Here is a 20852-nt window from a genome sequence, read left to right on the forward strand (position 1 = left end):
ATGAGGTAGAATTGTGAACAATATTATAGTTGCTTTTCCGAATGAGAAAAATGCACAAAAAATAAAAAGAATATTGACACAAAGCGGTTATAGTGTGAAGAATGTTTGTACAACAGGAGCCGCAGTATTAGCTAGCATGGGAAATTTAGAAAGTGGAATATTAGTATGTGGTAGCCAGTTTGTTGATATGCGATATACAGAAATATTTGAGTATATGTCGCAGGACTTTCAAATGTTACTTGTAGCCTCGCCGCAGGCTGTAGATGATAGATTTATAGTATCGGATAAAAATCAAAGATTAGTTTGTCTGTATTTACCAATTAAGGTGCATGAACTTTTAGAGACAATTGAGATGATGAATTATTCCATTAATCGAAAGAAAAAGAAACGAAAAAAATTAAAAGAGAGAACACCTGAGGAGAAAAAACAAATAGAAGATGCTAAATTGATACTTATGAATCGTAATAATATGACAGAAGAAGAAGCTCACAGATACATACAAAAAAGAAGTATGGATAATGGAATTAGTTTCCTAGAAACAGCTCAAATGATACTTAGTTTGTTAGGCTAGAAAACAAACACAAATAATACATAAAATAGTTAAATAATCATTTAATATATACAAAATCAAAATAAAAAGATTGGAGAAAGAAATGTTTACAGTTAATGAAAATTATTTAAAATTACCAGGTAGTTACTTATTTAGTACTATTGGCAAAAAAGTTGCTGCTTTTGAAAGTGCAAATCCAGATAAAAAAATCATTCGTTTAGGAATTGGTGATGTAACACAGCCATTAGCACCAGCAATTATTGAAGCACTTCATAAAGCTGTTGATGAAATGGCAAATCCAGAAACATTTAGAGGTTATGCACCAGATTTAGGATATGAATTTTTAAGAAAAGCAATCGTAGAAAATGATTATAAAGCAAGAAATTGTGATATTGAAGCAGATGAAATTTTTGTTTCAGATGGTGCAAAAAGTGATTCTGGAAATATTCAAGAATTATTTGGACCAGATTGTAAAATTGCAGTATGTGATCCAGTTTATCCAGTATACGTTGATTCAAATGTTATGGCAGGAAGAACAGGAGTATATGATAAAGCAACGGAAGTATGGAGTAATGTTATTTATATGCCTACTACAGCAGAAAACAATTTTGTTCCAGAGTTTCCAAAAGAAACACCTGATGTAATTTATTTATGTTTACCAAATAATCCAACAGGTACAACATTAACTAAGACTGATTTACAGAAATGGGTTGATTATGCCAACGAAAATAAAGCAGTTATTATATATGATGCAGCTTATGAAGCATATATTAGTGAAGATGATGTTGCACATTCAATCTATGAATGTGAAGGTGCAAGAACATGTGCAATCGAGATTAGAAGTTTCTCTAAAAACGCAGGATTTACAGGCGTTCGTTTAGGATTCACAGTAGTACCTAAAGATTTGAAGGTAGATGGAGTATCAGTTAGAGATATGTGGGCAAGACGCCATGGAACTAAATTTAACGGAGCACCTTATATCGTTCAAAGAGCAGGAGAGGCTGTATATTCTGCAGCAGGAAAAGCTCAGTTAAAAGAACAGGTTGCTTACTATATGCAAAATGCCAAAATCATAAAAGAAGGATTAAAAGATGCTGGTTATACAGTATTTGGTGGAGTAAACGCACCATATATTTGGCTTAAAACACCAGATAAAATGTCATCTTGGGATTTCTTTGACTACCTATTAGAAAAAGCAAACGTGGTTGGAACACCAGGTTCTGGATTTGGACCAAGTGGTGAAGGATACTTTAGATTGACTGCATTTGGAACACAAGAAAATTCAATTGAAGCATTAGAAAGAATAAAAAATTTGTAATAATTTTGAGAAACATATTATTATCAAAAAAAACATTAATTAGATGTTTTGGGTTTTGTTAAATATATATTTAACTCTAGCTCAGATATAATCTGTATGGTATATTTAAAGGAGTTCCGTAAAAGGAGCTCCTTTATTGTGCATAAAATAAAAAAGGGGGGGATTATTAGATGGACAATGTTGGAATGGAATATACTGTAAGAAAAGCAGTTGTAGAAGAAACTGAAATACAGACCAATCTAAATATTTTATTTTTATTAGAAGGAACGATGACAGTTGAATACTATGAGGAAAGGTATCAGCTTCAAAAGGACGATATTTTGTTAATTTCTCCGGGAATACCATTTGCAATAACAGAGTGCCAAAATGCATTGTATGGAAATGCGAGTTTTAGTTCTTATACATTCGCACAAATTACTTCGTCAAGAAATATGATTTTTCACTGTAATTCAGTCATTGATGTAGAAAAATCATACGATGGGCTAAGAGAAATTTTTTTAGAGTTAACTAAAGAATATGCCAAGAGAACTCATCAGACAAAAGCGTATACGGATAGTCTTCTTTTAAGGCTAGTAGATATTCTTGTGGAGGAATTTCAATTTAAAGATATTGGAGCAAAACTAGATTTCAAAGAAACAGATAAGAGAATGAAAGAAATGATGCAATATATTTTGGCAAATCTTGATCAAGAATTAAGTTTGAATGATTTAGCTGAGAGGATGTTTGTATCGCCATCCACTTTATCGCGTGTTTTTAAAAAAAGTACAGGGCAGTATTTTGCTGATTTTGTTTTAGAAATGAGAGTTAAAAATGCTATGAATTTGTTAGTTCACACCCAGCAGAATGTCACTCAAATAGCGCTATCATGTGGTTTTACAAATTCGGCCTCATTTAATAGAGCATTTAAAAAATTAGTAAATATGACTCCGATTGAGTATAGAAGTAATTCAAGTGAAAAAACTATAGAAGATAAAACACTTAATTACAATGAAGAAAATGTAAAAAAAGAACTTGAAAAAAAAGGTTACACCAAAGCAAAGACAAATAACGTTGAAGAAATCTTTGTTAATCTAAATACCGAACTACAAAGTAATTATAAAAAGTTATGGAAAAGTATAATTAATATAGGAGCAATTAGTTTGCTTGCAAATGCTAATATGCAATATCATGCACTTTATCTAAATGAGCAGTTACATTTTAAGTATTATAGAGTATGGAATATTTTTGATAAAAAGCTAATGATTACTGATGGAACTAGAATAGGTTATTATAATTATGATTTGATAGATCAAATATTTGATTTTTTAATTTCGCACAAGCTAACTCCATTTTTGGATTTCGGTAGGCGCCCTAATACTGCGTTTCGTTCAAGTGGAAATTCAGTTTATTTAATTGAAGAATGTATCGATTTTAAATCAAAAGAAATATGGAAACATATGATAGCTGATTTTATTAATCATTTGGTATTAAGATATGGAATAGAGGAAGTATCTACGTGGAAATTTGAACTTACTAGAAATGGTTTCCATGACAAAGATGTAGCAGATAATCGTTTATATGATGATGATAATTATAATTTTTTTGATGCATTTAAAATTTTTTATAATATTATTAAGCAAAAAATGCCAAATGCCGAGGTAGGAGGCGTTGGCGGAACAGTTATTAATGATAAAAAGTATTTATTAGGTTTTATAAATAAATGTGTTAAGGCAAACATAAAACTAGATTTTGTTTCTTTAATTATATTTCCATATGTGCAAAGTTATGATAATGATAATGGCGAATATAGGATGTTATCAGGAAATAGTGATTATGAATTAAGTATTATAAAAGAGTGCAAGGACATTTTAAAAGAAACTAAAATGGAATCTAATACGAAGATTATTGTGACGGAGTGGAATAATACTCTTTCTAATAGAAATTATCTAAATGATAGTTGTTTTAGAGCTGCATATATATCTAGCAAAATGACTAAACTAATAGGAAAAGTCGAGGCAGTAGGTGTTTTAGGTGGTTCGGATTGGATAAGTAATTACGTGGATAGCGTAGGTATATTAAATGGAGCAGTAGGTTTAATCTCAAAAGGAACAATTAGAAAACCTGCATTTTATGCTATAGATTTTCTCAATCAACTTGGAAATATTTTGATTTGCAAAGGGGAGAATTATATCGTTACGAGAAAAGAAAACGGTGATGTATATATTTTGACGTTCAACCAATCGTGGTTTAAAAATAGCTATTTATTTAAGGATGAGGATCTAGGATTGAAAGTAGTTGATTCTCATATCTATAATAATGATAAGTCTCTTCAGTTGCAGCTTCATATTGAAGGATTTACACCAAACAAGCTGTATTGTATTAAAAGAAGAACATTAAATAATGAGCATGGAAGTGCTTTAAGAGAATGGAAAAAGTTCGAATATGATACAAGACTTATTCGTTCAGACGTAAAATATATTCAGGCAATTAGTATTCCGCATTTAACACAACAGAAAGAAAAATTAAATCAGGATAATACAGCAATTGATTTAGATGTTACAATGGAGGTTCATGAAATAGATTTGATTCATATTTTTGAATCTGAAGAGTAAATTAGAACTTAATTTTAATTAGAACTTAATTTTAATTAAAACTGAATTTAAATTAAGATACTAGCTAGTAAAACTCAATATAAATATAGAATCAGAGAAAAACAGAAGGTGAATATAGAGGCTATGCAATAAATGAGAAATATTTGTTGCATAGCCTTTTTTTATTTCCCTAGGAATGCAATAGATATATCAAAACACAAAATATATGCAAAGATGTTATTGCATATTTTTTATACAATATAATCACAGAAAGCAAATGAAACACCTCGATCGGTCAGGAGTGAATATAAAAATTATGAAGGAAAAGGAGAATAGCAATGTATAAATACGAAAAGAAAGGACCAAAAAGAGGCGTAGCACTTTATAGCTACTCAGCAGAATTTGGTTTAACAAAAACATTAGAGGATTGTTTTGAAGACTTATATGATATGGGAGCTCATGGAATAGAGATTTTAGCTAATACTCATATTGAGAATTATCCATATCCAACAGATGAATGGGTAGAAAATTGGTGGAGATTATGTGACAAATACGAAATCGTTCCTGTTGAGTACGGTAACTGGATTGATTCACATGTACTTGGCGATAGAGATCTTACAACAGAAGAAGCAGTTGAAATGTTAAAAAGAGATATAAGATTAGCACATAGACTCGGTTTTAAAGTAATGAGAACTAAAATGCCTGTAATCAATGATTTACTTGAACCAGTAAAAAACTGGAGAGAAATCATCAAAGGTGCACTTCCACTTGCAGAGGAATTAGGAATTCAAATGTGCCCTGAAATTCATACACCATCAAACTTAAAAGGAAAACTTGTTAGTGATTTTGTTGATTTTATAAAAGAAACAGGAACAAAGAATTTCGGATTAAACATTGATTTTTCAGTGTTTAGAACAGAATTTGCAGAAGGAGAATGGGTTGATCCAAACTACACACCAAATAAGCCAGAGGATATTATTCCACTTCTTCCATATATTTATTGCTGCCACGCAAAATTCATCAACATGAGTGACGACTTTAAGGAAACAACAATTCCATATGAAGAAGTCATAAAAGTTATGAAAGATAATGGTTACGATGGATATTTGCTTAGTGAATATGAAGGCGCAGATAAATATGATGAAGGTTATGAAGTAGGTCAGACTCTTCGTAAACATCATATTCTTCTAAAAAATATATTAGGTGATTAATTAGTAGAAAGGACAGATGAAAAATGGAAAAACAGGTAATTCAATCAGTAGGATTTAGAAATACAAAAAATGATAAAGGGGAAATCACAGGATTTCAGTTTAAAGTAAGACTTCCATATTATAGAGGAATTTTTCTATCACAGATTAGACCAGGAACTCTTTATGTAGATGGCAAAAAAATTGATAACGATCAAATCACATGGACAATCAATGGAGAAGAATTTACTAACGAAGAAATGGCAGTTGACTTCCAGACACATTGGGCAACAACAAAGCCAGCTGTATTAAAAGTTAAGTTAGCAGGTGGATTAGAACAGGGCTATCACGATTTGAAATATGGCTTTTGTTTCACTTCAAGCTATATGCCACCAATCATTCAAAGTGGATTAAATCCAGACAAAGAGTCAATGGTATTTATGCCAGAGTTTGGACATCATGTAAATGAAAGACATTTATTAATTGTGTAAAAAAGTAAAAAATATATTAAGGTATCGTATAGAGGAGGGCAATACTATGATTAAGAAATTTCCAGTAGGAGTACAGGTTTATGGATTAAGAGATTTACTTGAAGATACACCAGAAAATTTTAAAAATGTAATGACAGAAATTAAAAAGATGGGATATGACGGAGTTGAACTCGCAGGTCTTTATGGACTTGAGCCAGAATTTGTTAAAAAAACATTAGATGAAGTTGGATTAATACCAATCAGTGCTCATGTAGCTTTTGCAGAGATGATGGATGACATAGATAAAGTAATCAAAGATTACAGTACAATTGGCGTTAAGTATCTAGTAATGCCATATATGGCAGAGGAATATCGTCCAGTTAATCCTGAAGGATTTAAGAAATTCCTTCCACTTTTAAATGAAATTGGAGAAAAGATTCATAAAGCAGGAATGACATTCCTATACCATAATCATGATTTTGAGTTTGTTAAACTTGAAAATGGTAAATGGGGTTATGACGAAATGTTTGATTCAATTCCACATGACAACCTTCAGTCAGAACTTGATACATGTTGGTGTGATGTGGCAACAGGTGAGCCAGTTGAATTTGTTGAAAAATATACAGATAGAATTCCTGTAGTTCATCTTAAAGATTATATCAAAAAAGGTGAAGTCAAGAACATGTACAAACTTATCGGTATTGATGAAGAAGAAAGCGAAGAAGATACAGGTTACTTTGGATTTAGACCAGTAGGTTTTGGCCAGATGATTTGGGAGCCAGTTCTTGAAGCTGCAACTAAAGCAAATGCTAGCTGGGTAATAGTAGAACAAGATGAACATTATGAAACAGCACCATTAGAGTGTGCACGTCGTAGTCGTGAATATTTACGTATTTTAGGAGTATAAAAAATAGAGTAAATAAAAAGGCAAAAAAAAGAAAAAAGATGATACTTTGAAATATCGAGAAAAAATATAGAGGGATAAAAGGAGAAAAAACTATGAAAGAATTAAGAATCGCAATTATCGGATGTGGTATGATTTCACACCGTCACATGACAGTTATAGAAAACTTAAATAAAAGAGGACAAAACCTTAAGGTTGTAGCAGCAGCAGAAATCGATAAAGATAAACTTATGGCTTGGGGCAAACAATATGGTTTAGATGAGAAAGATCTTTATGTAGATTTCCGTGAAATGTTAAAAAGAGATGATATTGATGAAGTTGAAGTTTGTGTACATAACAACCTTCATACATCAGTTGCAACAGCTGTAATGGCAGCAGGATTCCCTTGCTATTCAGAAAAACCAATGGCAGCAAGCTATGCTGATGCAAAAATCCTTTATGATGCACAGAAAAAATATGGTCAAAAACTTGCTGTACAAATCAGCTCAATTTATAATCCACAGACACGTATTGCAAAGGAAATGATTGCAGATGGTAAACTTGGAAAAATTTATCATGCACGTTCAGTAGGACACAGACGTCAAGGACGTCCAGGTTATGATATGCCAAACTTCAGTCATGATTTCGTAGATCCAGAAGTTGGTGTACATGGACCATTATTTGATCTAGGTATTTATCACATCGCTCAGATGTTATATGTAATGGGTATGCCAGAACTTGAGAGTGTATACGGAACAACAACATGCGATTATTGGAGAGATAAGAGAATTGACGATGCAGTAAATTGTCATACACCAGTTGAAGATTTATCAGTAGCAATCGCTCGTTTTAAAGGTGGTCTTTCAATGGATATTTATGAAGATTGGGCAATTCATATGGATGAAGTTGGTTCAACATTTATCGCTGGTTCTCTTGGAGGACTTAAATTTACAGATGTAGACCAGACAGGTGGCCCAATGGCAGTCCCAGAAGGAGGAAATATCGTAGGTGGAGGTTCACTTCAACTTCCAAGACTTCAGCACTTTGGAGTAGATGAAAAAGGACGTTTATTTGATACAAAACTTGAATGTGCTATCGGTGATGTTACAGGAATGCAAGAGCTTGCTCTTAATCCAGAAATTGAAATGTACAACGATAACCAACTTCAGTGGTATTCATATCTTCGTGGAATTCTTACAGATGAAACAAGAATTGATTCACCATACATTGCAATGCAGACTGCTTTCTTATCAGAAGGTGTAATGCTTTCAAATGAATTAGGCCGTTCTGTAACAGCTGATGAAATCAAGAAAATGTCAAAATCAATTGCTATTAGAAAACAGCAGACACCATTCGGTGTGATCGAATATGATTTTGATGACTATAAACCAGAATAGAATGGAGATATAGGAGGAAATAACTATGGCACAAGATATTAGAATTGCAATCATCGGACACGGTTTTATGGGACATGAACATGAAAAAATGTTGTCTGATTTTCCAGGAATAAAACTTGTAGGAATCTCTGATAGAGATCCTAAACAACTTGAAGATGTAAAGGAAGGCTTAAAAAGATATTCAAGCAACGAAGAATTATTTGCAGATCCTGAAGTTGATGTTGTAATTATTGCAGCAAATAATAATCAGCATCGTGATTTAGTAGTACAGGCTGCTAATGCCAAAAAGGATATTATTTGTGAAAAACCAGTAGCGATGAGCCTTAAAGAGTTAGATGAAATGGAAGAAGCTGTAAAGAAAAATGGGGTTAAATTTACAGTACATCAGCAAAGACGTTTTGATCCAGATTTTAGAACAGCAAAAGCTGTATATGATTCAGGCACATTGGGGGATGTGTATTCAATCAAGAATCAGCTTTATGGATTCAATGGAAATATGCATGATTGGCATGTCTTTGTAGAAGAAGGTGGCGGAATGCTATATGACTGGGGAGTACATCTTTTAGATCAAGTGTGCTTTATGTTCCCAGGAGCTAAATTGAAGAGCGTATATGCAGACATTAGAAATGTTATTAATAAAGAGGTAGATGACTATTTTAACATAATGCTTCGTTTTGATAATAATGTAACAGCAAATATTGAGCTCGGTACATATTATCTAGCAGATAAAGTTCAGGATAAATGGTTTGAACGTCATTGGTTTGTAGCTGGAAATAAAGGAACAGCTTATGTTGACGGATTTTTCCCAGAAGGTAAAATCGTACGTACAACACACCTATTAACAAACGTAGGTGGAAAGAGAACAATGACAGCAGCAGGTCCTACTCGTTCATTTGGACCAGCACCAGACGGAACAATAGTTACAGAACCACTTCCACAGGTTAATACAGAACATAAGAATTACTTTGAACATTACATAAAAGCATATCATGGAGAAGAAGAATTTTACGTAAAGATTCCAGAAGTCAGAAGAGTACTAAGACTTATGGATGCAGTTAGGGAATCAGGTCGAACAGGTAAATCTATCGACTTTGAATAAAATCTATATGTAATGATAGGGAGGTTTTTTATGAATGATGTAACAATGACTACGTCTAGTGTAAGTGAGGTGACAGAAAAAAAGAAAGTTAGGACAGATCCTAAATTAGCAGTGGGGTATGCTTTTGGAGAAGTCGGATGCCAGATGTCTTGGTATATGATAAATAACTTTCTAACACTTTTTTACAGGGATATTGTAGGACTTACAGCAACAGCAATTTCTTTGATAATGGTTATTGCAAGAGTTTGGGATGCAGTAAATGATCCGATGATGGGTAATATTGCAGATAGAACCAATACTCGCTGGGGACGTTTTCGTCCGTACCTTTATTTTGCACCACCATTCCTTGCGATATTTAATATACTAACCTTTACGGTTTGGCCATTGCATGGAATGATTAAGGCCTTAGTTTGTTTGATTTGTTACGTGGGAACAGGTATGGCTTATACAGCTTGTTCGATTGCATATCAGGCACTTCAAAATGTAATTGCAGTTGATTCAAAACAAAGAATGTTTCTTGCTACAAGCAGAAATATAGGTTGCTCAGTAATTGGTATTATTCTTTCAATAGTTGCAACACCAGCATTACTTTTCTTCTCAAAACCAGGTGTAAAAGCAGCGGATGCGCAAGGCTATTTTGGCTTTTCAGTAGTAATGGCTGTAGTAATGATTATTCCATTTTGGATTTGTGCGGCAATTTGTAAAGAAAAATACACAGATGTGCTTCATGCAAACAAAGGAAATGCTGAAAAACTTGGATTTTTAGCATCGCTTAGAGAAATTGCAAAAAATGATCAGTTACTTATGGTTGTTTTATCAGCAGTACTTGGAACTATTTGTGTTACAGGTCGTATGGGACTTCTAACATTTTACATTATTTATGTAGTAGGTGATTTTCATCATGTTGCAACATTTTTTACAGCTATGACGGTTGCACAATTACTTGGAAGTTTACTTCTTCCATGGGGAACAAACAAGTTCACTAAGAAGGGTTACCTTATTATCCTTCAATTGACAATGAACGCAGGATTTTTAGCAATGTTTCTTCTTCCAAATGCAGGTATTAACGTACTCCTTGCTATTTCATTTGTATGCGGACTTTGCAATTCGGCACAAGGAATTTGCTATGGATTAGTTGGAGATGCACTAGAGTACGGAGATTGGAAACTAGGTCGAAGACAAGAAGGCGTTGCAGCATCAATGCTTAGCTTTAGTGTAAAGATTGCTACAGCTCTTTGCGGATCGGTTGGAATCCTTCTTCTTGATGCAGTTGGATATGTGCCAAATGTACAACAAACAGATGCTGCCAGACAAGGTATAAATGCAGTTGTTAATTTACTTCCATTTGTTTTAGGATTAATATCTCTTATACCTATGCTATTTTATAAATTAACTCCAGAAAAGGTAGAAGAAATTAGAACAGACCTTGAAAAAGGAGTTCACTCTCACAAAAAATGATGCTATAAAAAGTTATACAATGCATGATTTTTTTCTCTTCATAATTTACCGATTTCTAAAAGTCAGACTAAAACTGACGATTAGAAGTCGGTATTTTTTATGGTGTCATTGAAAACATATACTTTCATTCCAATAATAGATAGTAATAACACAATAAAATATGGTAAGGCTTGCCAAATATTAAACTTAAAGTTTCCAGCTAGATTGTTTTTATTCATAAAGGAATAAACAACTAGAATAAAAAAATCGCTGTTTTTATAGCGGTAAAAATTAGATATTATATAAAATCTCCCACAGATGCAGGGCTTTCAAATATTTTTGAAGATGAAATATTTGAATGTTCGGTGTTTGTTTGGGGGATTTTTTTATATACAAAATATTTGCAAAGTAATCAATAAATTTAGATAAATACAAATAATACTAGGAAATATTTAAATATTCGTATTTATATATTGAAAAAAGAAAATAATAATAATATACTGAATATGTTGCGTGAAAAAGTAATTTGATATATATGAGGAAAAAAATAATGTTTGCAAAATTAAAAATAAAGCTAGATGATAATACATTAGATTATACAAAATCATCAATGTTTCAAGGAATTCTATTTGAAAAGATTGATACAGAGTATGCAGATTATTTGCATCAGCAGTCTTTCCATCCATATAGTCAAGGAATTATTAAACAGAAAAATAATGAAGTGTATTGGTGTATTAATACACTTTCTAAAGATGCATATGAAAAAATAATTATTCCTTTATTAGACTCCCAATTAAATGAAGTACATATAAAAAAAATAGATAAAACAGTTAAGCTTATAAAAAAGGAATTACAAATACAAGAGTCCAAAGAATTAACAGTACGTTTTTACAGTGAAAAACCTACAAAAAAAATAAAATTAGATTTTTATGCTCCAGTTTCATTCAAGCAAAACGGATATTATCAAGCTATGCCTGATTTGAGATTGATCTATCAGAATTTGATGAATAGATACTCTTCAATCAATGATATGGAAATGTTTGATAGTGACACATTAGAAGAGTTATTAAAGAATAGTTCAATTACAAAATATAGAATACATAGTGCGTCATTTCCGATGGAAGGTACATATGTCGTTGGTTGCGTAGGCAGTATTATAATAACTTTTTTTAAAAATGAAACTGTTAGTAAATATGCAAGATTACTATTTGATTTTGCTGAATATGCAGGAATTGGAGTAAAAACTTCTATGGGCATGGGAATGGTAAAAAAGGAGGAACTATAATAGATGAAAATTGAAGATGTTAAATTAATAATTGCGTCCTTGTTGCATGACATAGGTAAAGTTGTGTACAGAGCGGAAGGATGTCGCGAAACACATAGTGTATTAGGTGTAAATTTTCTTAAAGAAGTCGGAATTAAGGATAATGATATCTTAAATTGTGTTAAATATCATCATGGCGATAAGTTAAAAAATGCAAATATATCAGAAAGTGATTTGGCATATATTGTATATATTGCGGATAACATAGCAGCAGCTGCAGATAGACGAGAAGATGATGATTTAGAATATGGTTTTGATAAATTTGCTCAGTTACAATCAGTTTTTAATATTTTAAATAAAAATAAAGGTTGTGGGAAAGAATCATATAAGTATAAGCCTGTTATTTTAAAAAGTGAGGAAGATATTAATTATCCGGAAAATAAGGAAGAAAAATTCACAGACTCTATATATAACAATATTTGTATAAATATTAAAGATTCACTAAAGGGAATTGATTTTAAAGATGAAAATGTGAATGATTATATTAATTCATTATTATTAGCTCTTGAAGCTAATTTGACATATGTTCCATCTTCAACTAAAACAGATGAATTGATGGATATATCTTTATATGATCATCTGAAATTGACAGCTGCTTTTGCAATATGCATAAAAAAGTATTTAGAAGAAAAAAACATTTTAGATTATAAAACAGAGTTGTTTAAAAATGCCTCTGGCTTTTATGAAAAAGAGGTATTTTTATTAGCATCATTAGATGTGTCCGGAATACAAAATTTTATTTATACAATTTCAACAAAAGATGCGTTGAAAACACTTAGAGCAAGATCATTTTATCTTGAAATAATGATGGAGCACATTATAGATTTAATACTAGAAAGAATGAATTTGTGTAGAGCAAATTTGATTTATGTAGGAGGAGGACATTGTTATATGCTCCTTCCTAATACAGAAAAAATAAAAATGCAGTTTGAAAATATACAGAATGAAATAAATGAATGGTTTTTAGAAGTTTTTAAAACTGCTTTATATATAGCAGGAGGATATGCAGAGTGTAGTTGCAAAACACTTCAAAATGATCCAAATGGAAGTTATAGAGAAGTATTTAGAAAAGTTTCAAGAAATATTTCTGATAAAAAGAGTAATAGATATACAGCAGAGCAAATAATGAAATTAAACAAAGAAGAGAAAGATAATTACATAAGAGAATGTAAAGTGTGTAAGAACTCTTCAAAAGTTGATGAAGATGATGTATGTCCAATGTGCAATAGTATAAAAAGTTTTTCGAAAAAAGTTTTATATTCCGAAATCTTTGTAGTTTATAAGGAGGCAAGTGATGGTCTTCCATTGCCGGGTAATTATAAACTTAAGGCATATAATAAGAAAGGTTTTACAAAAGGTGAGATAAAAGAAGAGTTAGACAAATTGTTACAGGATGAAAACACTGTTCGTTTATATACCAAGAATAAATATTACACAGGGAAAAAACTTTCTACAAAAATTTGGGTAGGAGATTATACAACTGGAGATACATTTGAAGAATTTGCAAAAGAGTTAAGTCATGGTATTGGAAGAGTTGGAATACTACGTGCAGATGTAGATAATCTTGGAAAATCTTTTGTTGAAGGATTTGAGGATAAGTATGCTACGTTAACAAGATCAGCAACGTTATCAAGACAATTATCATTATTCTTTAAATTGTATATAAATAGTATATTAAAAAAATCAGAATGTCATATGTATGATGTTATAGAAACAAGTCAGGATAGTGATGAAAAAAGAAAAGCAACTATTGTATATTCCGGAGGAGATGATGTATTTATTGTTGGAGCATGGGATGATGTTATTGGTTTGGCTATAGATCTTAGAGAAGCGTTTAACTTTTATTCGCAAGAAAAACTTACATTATCAGCTGGAATCGGAGTATATAAGCCAGGATATCCAATTAGTGTTATTGCAACCGAAGTTGAAAAATTAGTAGATGAATCAAAAAAAATGTATGGAAAAGATTCAATTACTTTATTTGAAGATGGACAAAAGCATGAAGAGTTAGCACAAGGAGAAACTATAGAAATTGGGGATGGAACATATAAATGGAACGATTTTATAGATGGCGTTTGTTTTGAAAAATTAGATATTATATCAGACTTTATGAACCAGTGTGAGGATAAGGGAAAATCATTCTTATATAAACTTTTGGAATTGATTCGAAATCAAGATGAAAAAATTAATTTTGCCAGATTAATTTATCTTTTATCTAGAATAGAGCCTGAAAAAAATATTATAAAAGATGATGAAAAATATAGTAAACAAAAAGAGGCATATGATAAATTTTGCGAAAAAATTGTAACCTGGATTAAAAATAAAGATGATATTAGACAATTAAAAACAGCGATAACATTGTATGCATATTTAATAAGAGAAAAGGAGTAAAATAGATATGATTTATAGAAATAATGAACGAAACAATCAGAATAGTAAGCAAACAGTAAGAAACAATGATTCCCACTCAAATACACCGGATAGAAAGCCTCATATTAAAGCAAGTGAATATGCTAATTATGTAGATAGAGCAGAAGCGGTGATAGAATATTTATGGTCTAATAAAAAAGAGATCACGACTTCTAAGATAAGAAATATCCTAGCTATGGCAGCAGATATTTACAATGACATAAAAAGAGATAAAAGTGAAAGTATTTCAGAAGAAAACAGAAAGAGATTAGAGTATTTAAGAGTTAGAATGATATATGAAGCAGGTAGAACTAAAGAAGTTCAGAAGTTTTTAATAGAATCAGACCTTTGCAATGAATTAAAAAAAGTGAATGGTAAGAAGACAAAATATGTAGATTTTTATCATTATCTGGAAGCATTGGTAGCGTTTCATAAATATTATGGTGGAGAATAGAATTGGAGGTAAAATAGATATGTACGGAAAAATTCAGATAAGAGGAATAGTAGAGTTAAAGACAGGAATGCATATAGGTGGTTCAGAAGCTTTTGCAGCAATAGGAGCAGTTGATTCGCCAGTTATTAGGGATATACAAACAGGAAAACCGATGTTACCAGGAAGTTCAGTAAAAGGTAAGATTAGAACATTACTTGCAAAGGAATTAAATGAAGAAATAACACAACCTGATTGTGACCATGAAAGAATATTAAGAGTGTTTGGAAGTTCAAAAAAGGGAGACATTCGTCCTAGTAGAATATTAGTTTCTGATATGTTTTTGGCTAATGGAGAGGAATTAAAATCTATGGGAATTCAGACATATACAGAGGTAAAGTTTGAAAATAGTATATCAAGAACTACAGGTGTGGCTAATCCTAGACAGATTGAAAGAACAGTCAGAGGTTCAAAGTTTGATTTAGACATTATTTATGAAGTTACAAATAAAGAAACTGAGAATGAAATAATAGAGGATTTTGAATTAATTGCAGAAGGCTTAAAGTTACTTGAGTATGATTATCTTGGAGGTAGTGGTTCTAGAGGATATGGAAAGGTTAGCTTTAATAATTTAAATGCCAAGGCTGTTGTGGGAAACATTAATACAGAATTAGTTAATAAATGTGAAAGTGTATTGCAAGAAGTATTTAACAAGGGAGAATAGAAATGAAACATAAAATTTTTAAACTGAAGTTTAAGACAGCTGTTCATTTTGGGGCGAAAAGTTTAGATATGAGTAATGAAATTTTTCATTGTGATACGCTATTCTCAGCTTTATGCCAAGAAGTTGTAAAAAAAGGTGATACAAATCTTGAAGAATTTGTAGAGATGTTTAGAAGTAATAAAGTAAGTATTTCAGATGCATTTCCGTATGTTGGAGAAAAGATGTATTTACCTAAGCCATTTCTTCATGTTGAAAGTGCGCAACAAGGTGATAGTGGAGTGAAAAAAGCATATAAAAAATTAAAATATATTCCAATTGAGTTATTAGATAAATACCTTAAAGGAGAGTTCCCTGTCCTAAAAGAAAGCGTAAATCTTGATAAGTTAGGAAATCATGATACTAAAAATCAAGTCGCTATTAGAACACTTGAAAATAGCGAAGAAGGGGATCCTGAACCATATAGAGTTGGAATATATCGTTATAACGAAGGAAATGGTTTATATTTTATCCTGGGTTATAGTGATGAAAAGTCGTATGAAATATTTAAGGAATTTTTTATAAGTTTAAAATATAGTGGAATTGGAGGAAAAAGATCTTCTGGTTTTGGTCGCTTTGATTTTGAAGAAATCGAAGTACCACAGGAATTAGAGAAGAGACTTAATTGTGAGAGTGCCTCAACATATATGACATTATCATTATCACTTCCTTCAGATGAAGAATTAGGTGAAGTCGTAAAGGATGCTAATTATATGTTAGAAAGAAGAGGAGGCTTTGTTTCTTCAAGTACATATGAAAAACAACTAGTAAAAAAGAAAGATTTATATGTTTTTCAGACAGGATCTTGTGTAAAACATATTTATAAAGGTGATATATATGATGTATCTAGTATAGGCAGCCATCCTGTATATAAATATGCAATTCCAATGTTTTTGGAGGTGAAATAATGGATAGAAAAAGTTATCTAAAAAAATACAAATTTGTATTGACAACCTTATCACCAGTATTTATTGGATGTGAAAAAGAAATAAATAAAAAAGAATACTCATATAATAAAGATAAAAGTGAAATAGATATATATAAACCATATGAATTGTATCAAATGGTTAAGGAAAAAGGGTTAGCAGATGATTTCGAAAACTTTATTTGTTCACCAGCAAATTTAAAAAAGGATTTAGGAATTTGGTTAAGTAGGCAAAAAAAAATAAAACCAAGTGAAGTATCTAAATGTGTTAGATATTCATTAGAAATAAAGGATGCAAAGTTAAATGATGCTAAAACCAAAAACTCTGGAGGTAAATCTACAATTAGTGAATTTGTTAAAGATTCTTATGGTTTACCATATATACCAGGTAGTAGCTTAAAAGGTGCTCTTAGAACTATAATTATGGCAGAAAGAATATATAAAAATAAGGATAATTATAGGAAAATTAAAGAGGATATAGAGAAGGAAAGTTATAAATTTAAAAATATAAGTAAGCCAACTAAAGATATGGAAATCAAAACCTACAATGAAAACAAGATAAAGGATGAAACTAAAATAAGGGATGTTAGAAATGATGAGTTAAGAGGGCTTATTATTAGCGATTCGAAGTCCTTAGAATTGGAAAATTTAATTTTGTGTCAACGTTATGATTATAGCGTTGGTGGAAAAGAAAAACAATTACCTTTGCTGAGAGAGTGCTTAAAGCCTGATACAAAGATAGAATTTGAAGTAACAATTGACGAAAAAGAATGCTCAGTTACTAAGGAAGAAATTATTTCTGCGGTAGAAATATTTAATCGAATATATAACGAAAAGTTTGTTTCGTCATATATTGAAAAGAATAGTTTTATTGACATGAAAAGTGGAAGTTATTTGTATATAGGTGGAGGAGTAGGATTTGCTTCAAAAACAGAAATTTTTACTTTATTTGAAAAAAATAAGGCAGCAGCTGTTACTCAAAGAATACTTTCTAACACAAGTAAAAAGGATAAGTATAATGATGACGTAAGAAATCATGGAATTTCACCTAGAACAATAAAATGTACAAAATATCATGGTAAAACATATCAAATGGGATTATGTAAGTTAGAGATATTGTAAAATAGAGTTCTTAAGGGGGAGAAAAATGAGTCAAGTTTATATTGATGAAAATGGAGCACAAATTGGGACAGAAGGTAATAGATTAACAATAAAATATAGAAATGGTGATGTAAGATCTTTTCCTATTGAAACAATAGAAAGTATTATTATGATGGGAAAGTCACAATTAACGACACAATGTATGGAAAAATGTATGAATAAAGGAATACCAGTTGCTTTTTTTTCAAAAGGAGGAAAGTATTTTGGAAGGTTAATGTCGTCGGGACATGTCAAACCTGAGCTACAAAGAAAACAAAGCGCTTTGTATGATACAGATTTTGCTTTTGAATTATCAAGAAAGATTATAAAGGCAAAAATACAGAATCAAACAGTAGTGTTAAGGAGATATGCAAAATCAAGAGATTTGGATTTGTTAGGTTTAATCGTTAGTATGAAGAGCGATATAAAACATATTGATAACGTGAAAAATATTCCAGAATTGATGGGATATGAAGGAAATTCCGCTAAAATATATTTCAAAGGTTTATCGCAATGTGTAGATGATGAATTTGAATTTGAGGGTAGAAGTAAAAGACCACCAAAGGATCCTTTTAATTCTTTAATCTCTTTAGGCTATTCCATATTAATGAATAACATATATGAAGTCGTAGAGGAAAAAGGTTTAAATCCATATTTTGGATTTATGCATAGGGATGGGGAGAATCATCCAACGTTAGTTAGTGATTTGATGGAAGAATGGAGAGCTGTGCTGATTGATTCTACAGCAATGAGTTTGATTAATGGCAAGGAAATACTACGTTCAAATTTTTATACAGATTATGAGAATCCAGGTGTTTTCATAGATAAAGATGGGCTAAATATTTTTATTTCAAAATTGGAAATGAAATTAAAAACCAGTGTAAAATATTTGAAGTATGTAGACTATGCTGTAAGTTTTAGAAGAGCGATTGCATTGCAAGTTATGTCACTTGTGAAAGCAATTGAAAGCCAAAATCCAGATGAATATGAACCAATTGTTATAAGGTAGGTGCGTAGTATATGGAAGATTATTTTTTTCAAGTAGAAAAAAGTGAAGATAAGAACTTATTACTTATATTGATTATATATGACGTGGTCAATGATAAACGTAGAAATAAGTTGGCAAAGTATCTTTCAGGGTATGGAAATCGCGTTCAGAAATCGGCTTTTGAAGCTAAAATAACAACAAAGAAGTATGAAAAATTACTTAAAGACTTACCCAATTTTTGTAATATTACAGAAGACAGTATAAGAGTATATAAGATAATAGGAAAAAGCCAGGTTAAGGCTTGGGGCGTTTCAGAAGAAGCAAAGGTTGAAGACGTGATAATTTTATAAAATATAAGGAGAATTAAGTGTAATGAATGAAATAGTGTTGTTTTCACCAATTGGTGGAACTGATCCAATATCAGAATACAATTTGCATGAAGGAGCAATGTTACATATATGCCGTCATTATGGAGTGACTAAAGTATATATGTATATGTCAGGAGAAATTCTAGAAAAACATAAGAAGGATAATCGTTATGTAAAAGCAGTAGAAAAATTAGCGGAACGTCAAAATAGAAAAATTGACTGCAAGGTAATAGAGAGACCTGATTTAGAAGAAGTGCAAAATTTTGATTTTTTCTATGAAGAATATCAAAAAATATTAAAAGATATAATATCTGAATTAGATGAAACAGATAGGTTCCTTTTAAATGTTTCTAGTGGTACTCCAGCTATGAAAAGTGCGGTATTGATTATGCATACTTTAGGTGAGTTTAACTCAACTGCAATTCAAGTGAAAACACCGGAAAAGGGAATGAATAATCATACACATAATGATGAATATGATGTAGATACTTATTGGGGACTTTGTGCTGAAAATGAAATTGAGGATGATGGTGTAGGGCGTTGTGTAGAAGTAAATTTACCTTCATTAATAAAGATTAGATACTCAGAAATAATAAAAAATCATGTGAAAAAATGTAATTATGCAGCAGCTTTAGATGTCTTGGAAAATGCCAAAACGTTATTTTCAGGAAATCAATATGAAGAATATCATGCTTTGTTAGAGATGGCAAATATGCGTTTGCATCTTGATTATAATCATGCTAAAAAGATTGCAACTGAAAAAGGATTGGAATGTTTTTCTATAGTAGATGGTTCTAAAATTAAAATATTTGAGTATGCATTGGCTATAGATGTTAAAAGAATGAATGAAAATTATGCTGATTTTATTAGAGCATTAACACCATTGTTTCTTAACTTGATGGAGTTAATGTTAGAAAAACAATGTAATATTAAAATAAGCAAGTATTATACAGATGATAATGTAAAGTGGGACATGGAAAAGTTGGTTAACACAGAGGTGTTTAATATTCTTATAAACAAATGGGAAAATTTTGGGAATAAAAATAGTACACCATATGTTCAATCTGTACATATACTAGAAGTGATTATTAATTTGAGTGATGTCTCTTTAAAAGTGAAGGAGTGTGCAAAGAAACTTAGAAAAATTGAGGAAAGTATAAGAAATTTAGCTGCGCATAATATTGTTTCAATAACAGATGAAGACATAAAGAAAAAAACTGATATGAGTAGTAAACAGATAATGGACTTAATAAAAGAAGCATTTACTTATACTGCTATAAATGTAAAGACACATGCATGGAATGATTATTCAAGAATGAATGAGAGCATTATTGGAAAGATAGATTTGTTATAATGTGTAATTGTTATATTGAATATTGTATTGGAAGATGTTAAAATGTAAAAGGCTATTCTGCATTTATTGAAGAATAGCCACGTACTTAGAAGATACAGATTTTTATAAGGTTTTATATCTATATAAAATCTAAATAATTTTGAATTGTAGCTTTCCCACGCAAAGTGGCTTTTTAGTGTACTGCTATCAAGGGTTTGCAGGGAGAGGATTAAGAATTTAAAACTCCGAGAGGAGACGAGAACA

General features: G+C 31.1%; 18 protein-coding genes. All 18 read left to right on the forward strand.

The window, feature by feature from the left end:
- Positions 1-13: 13 nt before the first annotated feature.
- The 18 genes from BMY79_RS05250 to csm6 all read left to right on the forward strand — a co-directional run bounded on the left by BMY79_RS05250 (position 14) and on the right by csm6 (position 20609).
- Positions 14-571, forward strand: a complete 558-nt coding sequence (locus BMY79_RS05250; protein WP_029067196.1) for an ANTAR domain-containing response regulator — start codon at positions 14-16, stop codon at positions 569-571.
- An 82-nt stretch (positions 572-653) separates the two neighbouring features.
- On the forward strand, positions 654-1868 hold the full coding sequence (locus tag BMY79_RS05255; protein ID WP_074730515.1) for an LL-diaminopimelate aminotransferase: 1215 nt from the start codon (positions 654-656) through the stop codon (positions 1866-1868).
- A 170-nt stretch (positions 1869-2038) separates the two neighbouring features.
- Complete coding sequence (locus tag BMY79_RS05260; protein ID WP_074730516.1) at positions 2039-4459, forward strand: GH39 family glycosyl hydrolase; 2421 nt, start codon at positions 2039-2041, stop codon at positions 4457-4459.
- 317 nt (positions 4460-4776) lie between these two features.
- Positions 4777-5649, forward strand: coding sequence for a sugar phosphate isomerase/epimerase family protein (locus BMY79_RS05265; RefSeq protein WP_022749067.1), 873 nt, complete (start codon positions 4777-4779; stop codon positions 5647-5649).
- Positions 5650-5672: 23 nt separating this feature from the next.
- Positions 5673-6116, forward strand: coding sequence for a C-glycoside deglycosidase beta subunit domain-containing protein (locus tag BMY79_RS05270; RefSeq protein ID WP_074730517.1), 444 nt, complete (start codon positions 5673-5675; stop codon positions 6114-6116).
- 46 nt (positions 6117-6162) lie between these two features.
- On the forward strand, positions 6163-7002 hold the full coding sequence (locus tag BMY79_RS05275) for a sugar phosphate isomerase/epimerase family protein (RefSeq protein WP_022749070.1): 840 nt from the start codon (positions 6163-6165) through the stop codon (positions 7000-7002).
- A 92-nt stretch (positions 7003-7094) separates the two neighbouring features.
- The gene (locus BMY79_RS05280; protein ID WP_022749071.1) at positions 7095-8375 is read left to right on the forward strand and encodes a Gfo/Idh/MocA family protein; all 1281 of its coding nucleotides are present in this window, start codon (positions 7095-7097) and stop codon (positions 8373-8375) included.
- Positions 8376-8400: 25 nt separating this feature from the next.
- Positions 8401-9474 carry a Gfo/Idh/MocA family protein gene (locus tag BMY79_RS05285; protein WP_027422476.1) on the forward strand — a complete coding sequence of 358 codons (1074 nt, stop codon included), beginning with the start codon at positions 8401-8403 and terminating at the stop codon, positions 9472-9474.
- 30 nt (positions 9475-9504) lie between these two features.
- Entirely contained in the window at positions 9505-10932 is a 1428-nt protein-coding gene (locus tag BMY79_RS05290) for an MFS transporter (RefSeq protein ID WP_022749074.1), read from the forward strand.
- Between the two features lie 529 nt (positions 10933-11461).
- Positions 11462-12196 (forward strand): CRISPR-associated endoribonuclease Cas6, encoded by a 735-nt coding sequence (gene cas6, locus BMY79_RS05295; RefSeq protein WP_074730518.1) that lies wholly within the window; start codon positions 11462-11464, stop codon positions 12194-12196.
- Positions 12197-12199: 3 nt separating this feature from the next.
- The gene (gene cas10, locus BMY79_RS05300) at positions 12200-14626 is read left to right on the forward strand and encodes a type III-A CRISPR-associated protein Cas10/Csm1 (RefSeq protein ID WP_074730519.1); all 2427 of its coding nucleotides are present in this window, start codon (positions 12200-12202) and stop codon (positions 14624-14626) included.
- Between the two features lie 7 nt (positions 14627-14633).
- A complete protein-coding gene (gene csm2 / locus BMY79_RS05305; protein WP_083383475.1) occupies positions 14634-15098 on the forward strand; it encodes a type III-A CRISPR-associated protein Csm2 in 465 nt (154 codons plus the stop codon).
- A gap of 19 nt (positions 15099-15117) precedes the next feature.
- Positions 15118-15798 (forward strand): type III-A CRISPR-associated RAMP protein Csm3, encoded by a 681-nt coding sequence (gene csm3 / locus BMY79_RS05310; protein WP_074730520.1) that lies wholly within the window; start codon positions 15118-15120, stop codon positions 15796-15798.
- Between the two features lie 2 nt (positions 15799-15800).
- Positions 15801-16742 (forward strand): type III-A CRISPR-associated RAMP protein Csm4, encoded by a 942-nt coding sequence (csm4, locus tag BMY79_RS05315; RefSeq protein ID WP_074730521.1) that lies wholly within the window; start codon positions 15801-15803, stop codon positions 16740-16742.
- Positions 16742-17881 (forward strand): type III-A CRISPR-associated RAMP protein Csm5, encoded by a 1140-nt coding sequence (gene csm5 / locus BMY79_RS05320; RefSeq protein ID WP_074730522.1) that lies wholly within the window; start codon positions 16742-16744, stop codon positions 17879-17881. The genes csm4 and csm5 overlap by 1 nt, the downstream gene beginning before the upstream one ends.
- Positions 17882-17906: 25 nt before the next feature.
- Positions 17907-18908, forward strand: a complete 1002-nt coding sequence (cas1, locus tag BMY79_RS05325; protein WP_074730523.1) for a CRISPR-associated endonuclease Cas1 — start codon at positions 17907-17909, stop codon at positions 18906-18908.
- An 11-nt stretch (positions 18909-18919) separates the two neighbouring features.
- Positions 18920-19237, forward strand: a complete 318-nt coding sequence (cas2, locus tag BMY79_RS05330; RefSeq protein WP_074730524.1) for a CRISPR-associated endonuclease Cas2 — start codon at positions 18920-18922, stop codon at positions 19235-19237.
- Positions 19238-19259: 22 nt separating this feature from the next.
- On the forward strand, positions 19260-20609 hold the full coding sequence (gene csm6 / locus BMY79_RS05335; protein WP_074730525.1) for a type III-A CRISPR-associated CARF protein Csm6: 1350 nt from the start codon (positions 19260-19262) through the stop codon (positions 20607-20609).
- The last annotated feature ends 243 nt before the right edge of the window (positions 20610-20852 follow it).

Origin of the sequence: Lachnobacterium bovis (genome assembly GCF_900111325.1) — a bacterium.
GTDB classification, from domain to species: Bacteria; Bacillota; Clostridia; order Lachnospirales; family Lachnospiraceae; genus Roseburia; species Roseburia bovis_A.

Bases quoted from the DNA above. Each gene is read 5' to 3' on its own strand.
- BMY79_RS05265 (WP_022749067.1), top strand. From the start codon at position 4,777: ATGTATAAATACGAAAAGAAAGGACCAAAAAGAGGCGTAGCACTTTAT.
- BMY79_RS05290 (WP_022749074.1), top strand. From the start codon at position 9,505: ATGAATGATGTAACAATGACTACGTCTAGTGTAAGTGAGGTGACAGAA.
- csm2 (WP_083383475.1), top strand. From the start codon at position 14,634: ATGATTTATAGAAATAATGAACGAAACAATCAGAATAGTAAGCAAACA.
- BMY79_RS05255 (WP_074730515.1), top strand. From the start codon at position 654: ATGTTTACAGTTAATGAAAATTATTTAAAATTACCAGGTAGTTACTTA.
- csm4 (WP_074730521.1), top strand. From the start codon at position 15,801: ATGAAACATAAAATTTTTAAACTGAAGTTTAAGACAGCTGTTCATTTT.
- BMY79_RS05280 (WP_022749071.1), top strand. From the start codon at position 7,095: ATGAAAGAATTAAGAATCGCAATTATCGGATGTGGTATGATTTCACAC.
- BMY79_RS05270 (WP_074730517.1), top strand. From the start codon at position 5,673: ATGGAAAAACAGGTAATTCAATCAGTAGGATTTAGAAATACAAAAAAT.
- cas10 (WP_074730519.1), top strand. From the start codon at position 12,200: ATGAAAATTGAAGATGTTAAATTAATAATTGCGTCCTTGTTGCATGAC.
- cas1 (WP_074730523.1), top strand. From the start codon at position 17,907: ATGAGTCAAGTTTATATTGATGAAAATGGAGCACAAATTGGGACAGAA.
- csm5 (WP_074730522.1), top strand. From the start codon at position 16,742: ATGGATAGAAAAAGTTATCTAAAAAAATACAAATTTGTATTGACAACC.
- cas6 (WP_074730518.1), top strand. From the start codon at position 11,462: ATGTTTGCAAAATTAAAAATAAAGCTAGATGATAATACATTAGATTAT.
- cas2 (WP_074730524.1), top strand. From the start codon at position 18,920: ATGGAAGATTATTTTTTTCAAGTAGAAAAAAGTGAAGATAAGAACTTA.
- BMY79_RS05275 (WP_022749070.1), top strand. From the start codon at position 6,163: ATGATTAAGAAATTTCCAGTAGGAGTACAGGTTTATGGATTAAGAGAT.
- BMY79_RS05260 (WP_074730516.1), top strand. From the start codon at position 2,039: ATGGACAATGTTGGAATGGAATATACTGTAAGAAAAGCAGTTGTAGAA.
- csm3 (WP_074730520.1), top strand. From the start codon at position 15,118: ATGTACGGAAAAATTCAGATAAGAGGAATAGTAGAGTTAAAGACAGGA.
- csm6 (WP_074730525.1), top strand. From the start codon at position 19,260: ATGAATGAAATAGTGTTGTTTTCACCAATTGGTGGAACTGATCCAATA.
- BMY79_RS05285 (WP_027422476.1), top strand. From the start codon at position 8,401: ATGGCACAAGATATTAGAATTGCAATCATCGGACACGGTTTTATGGGA.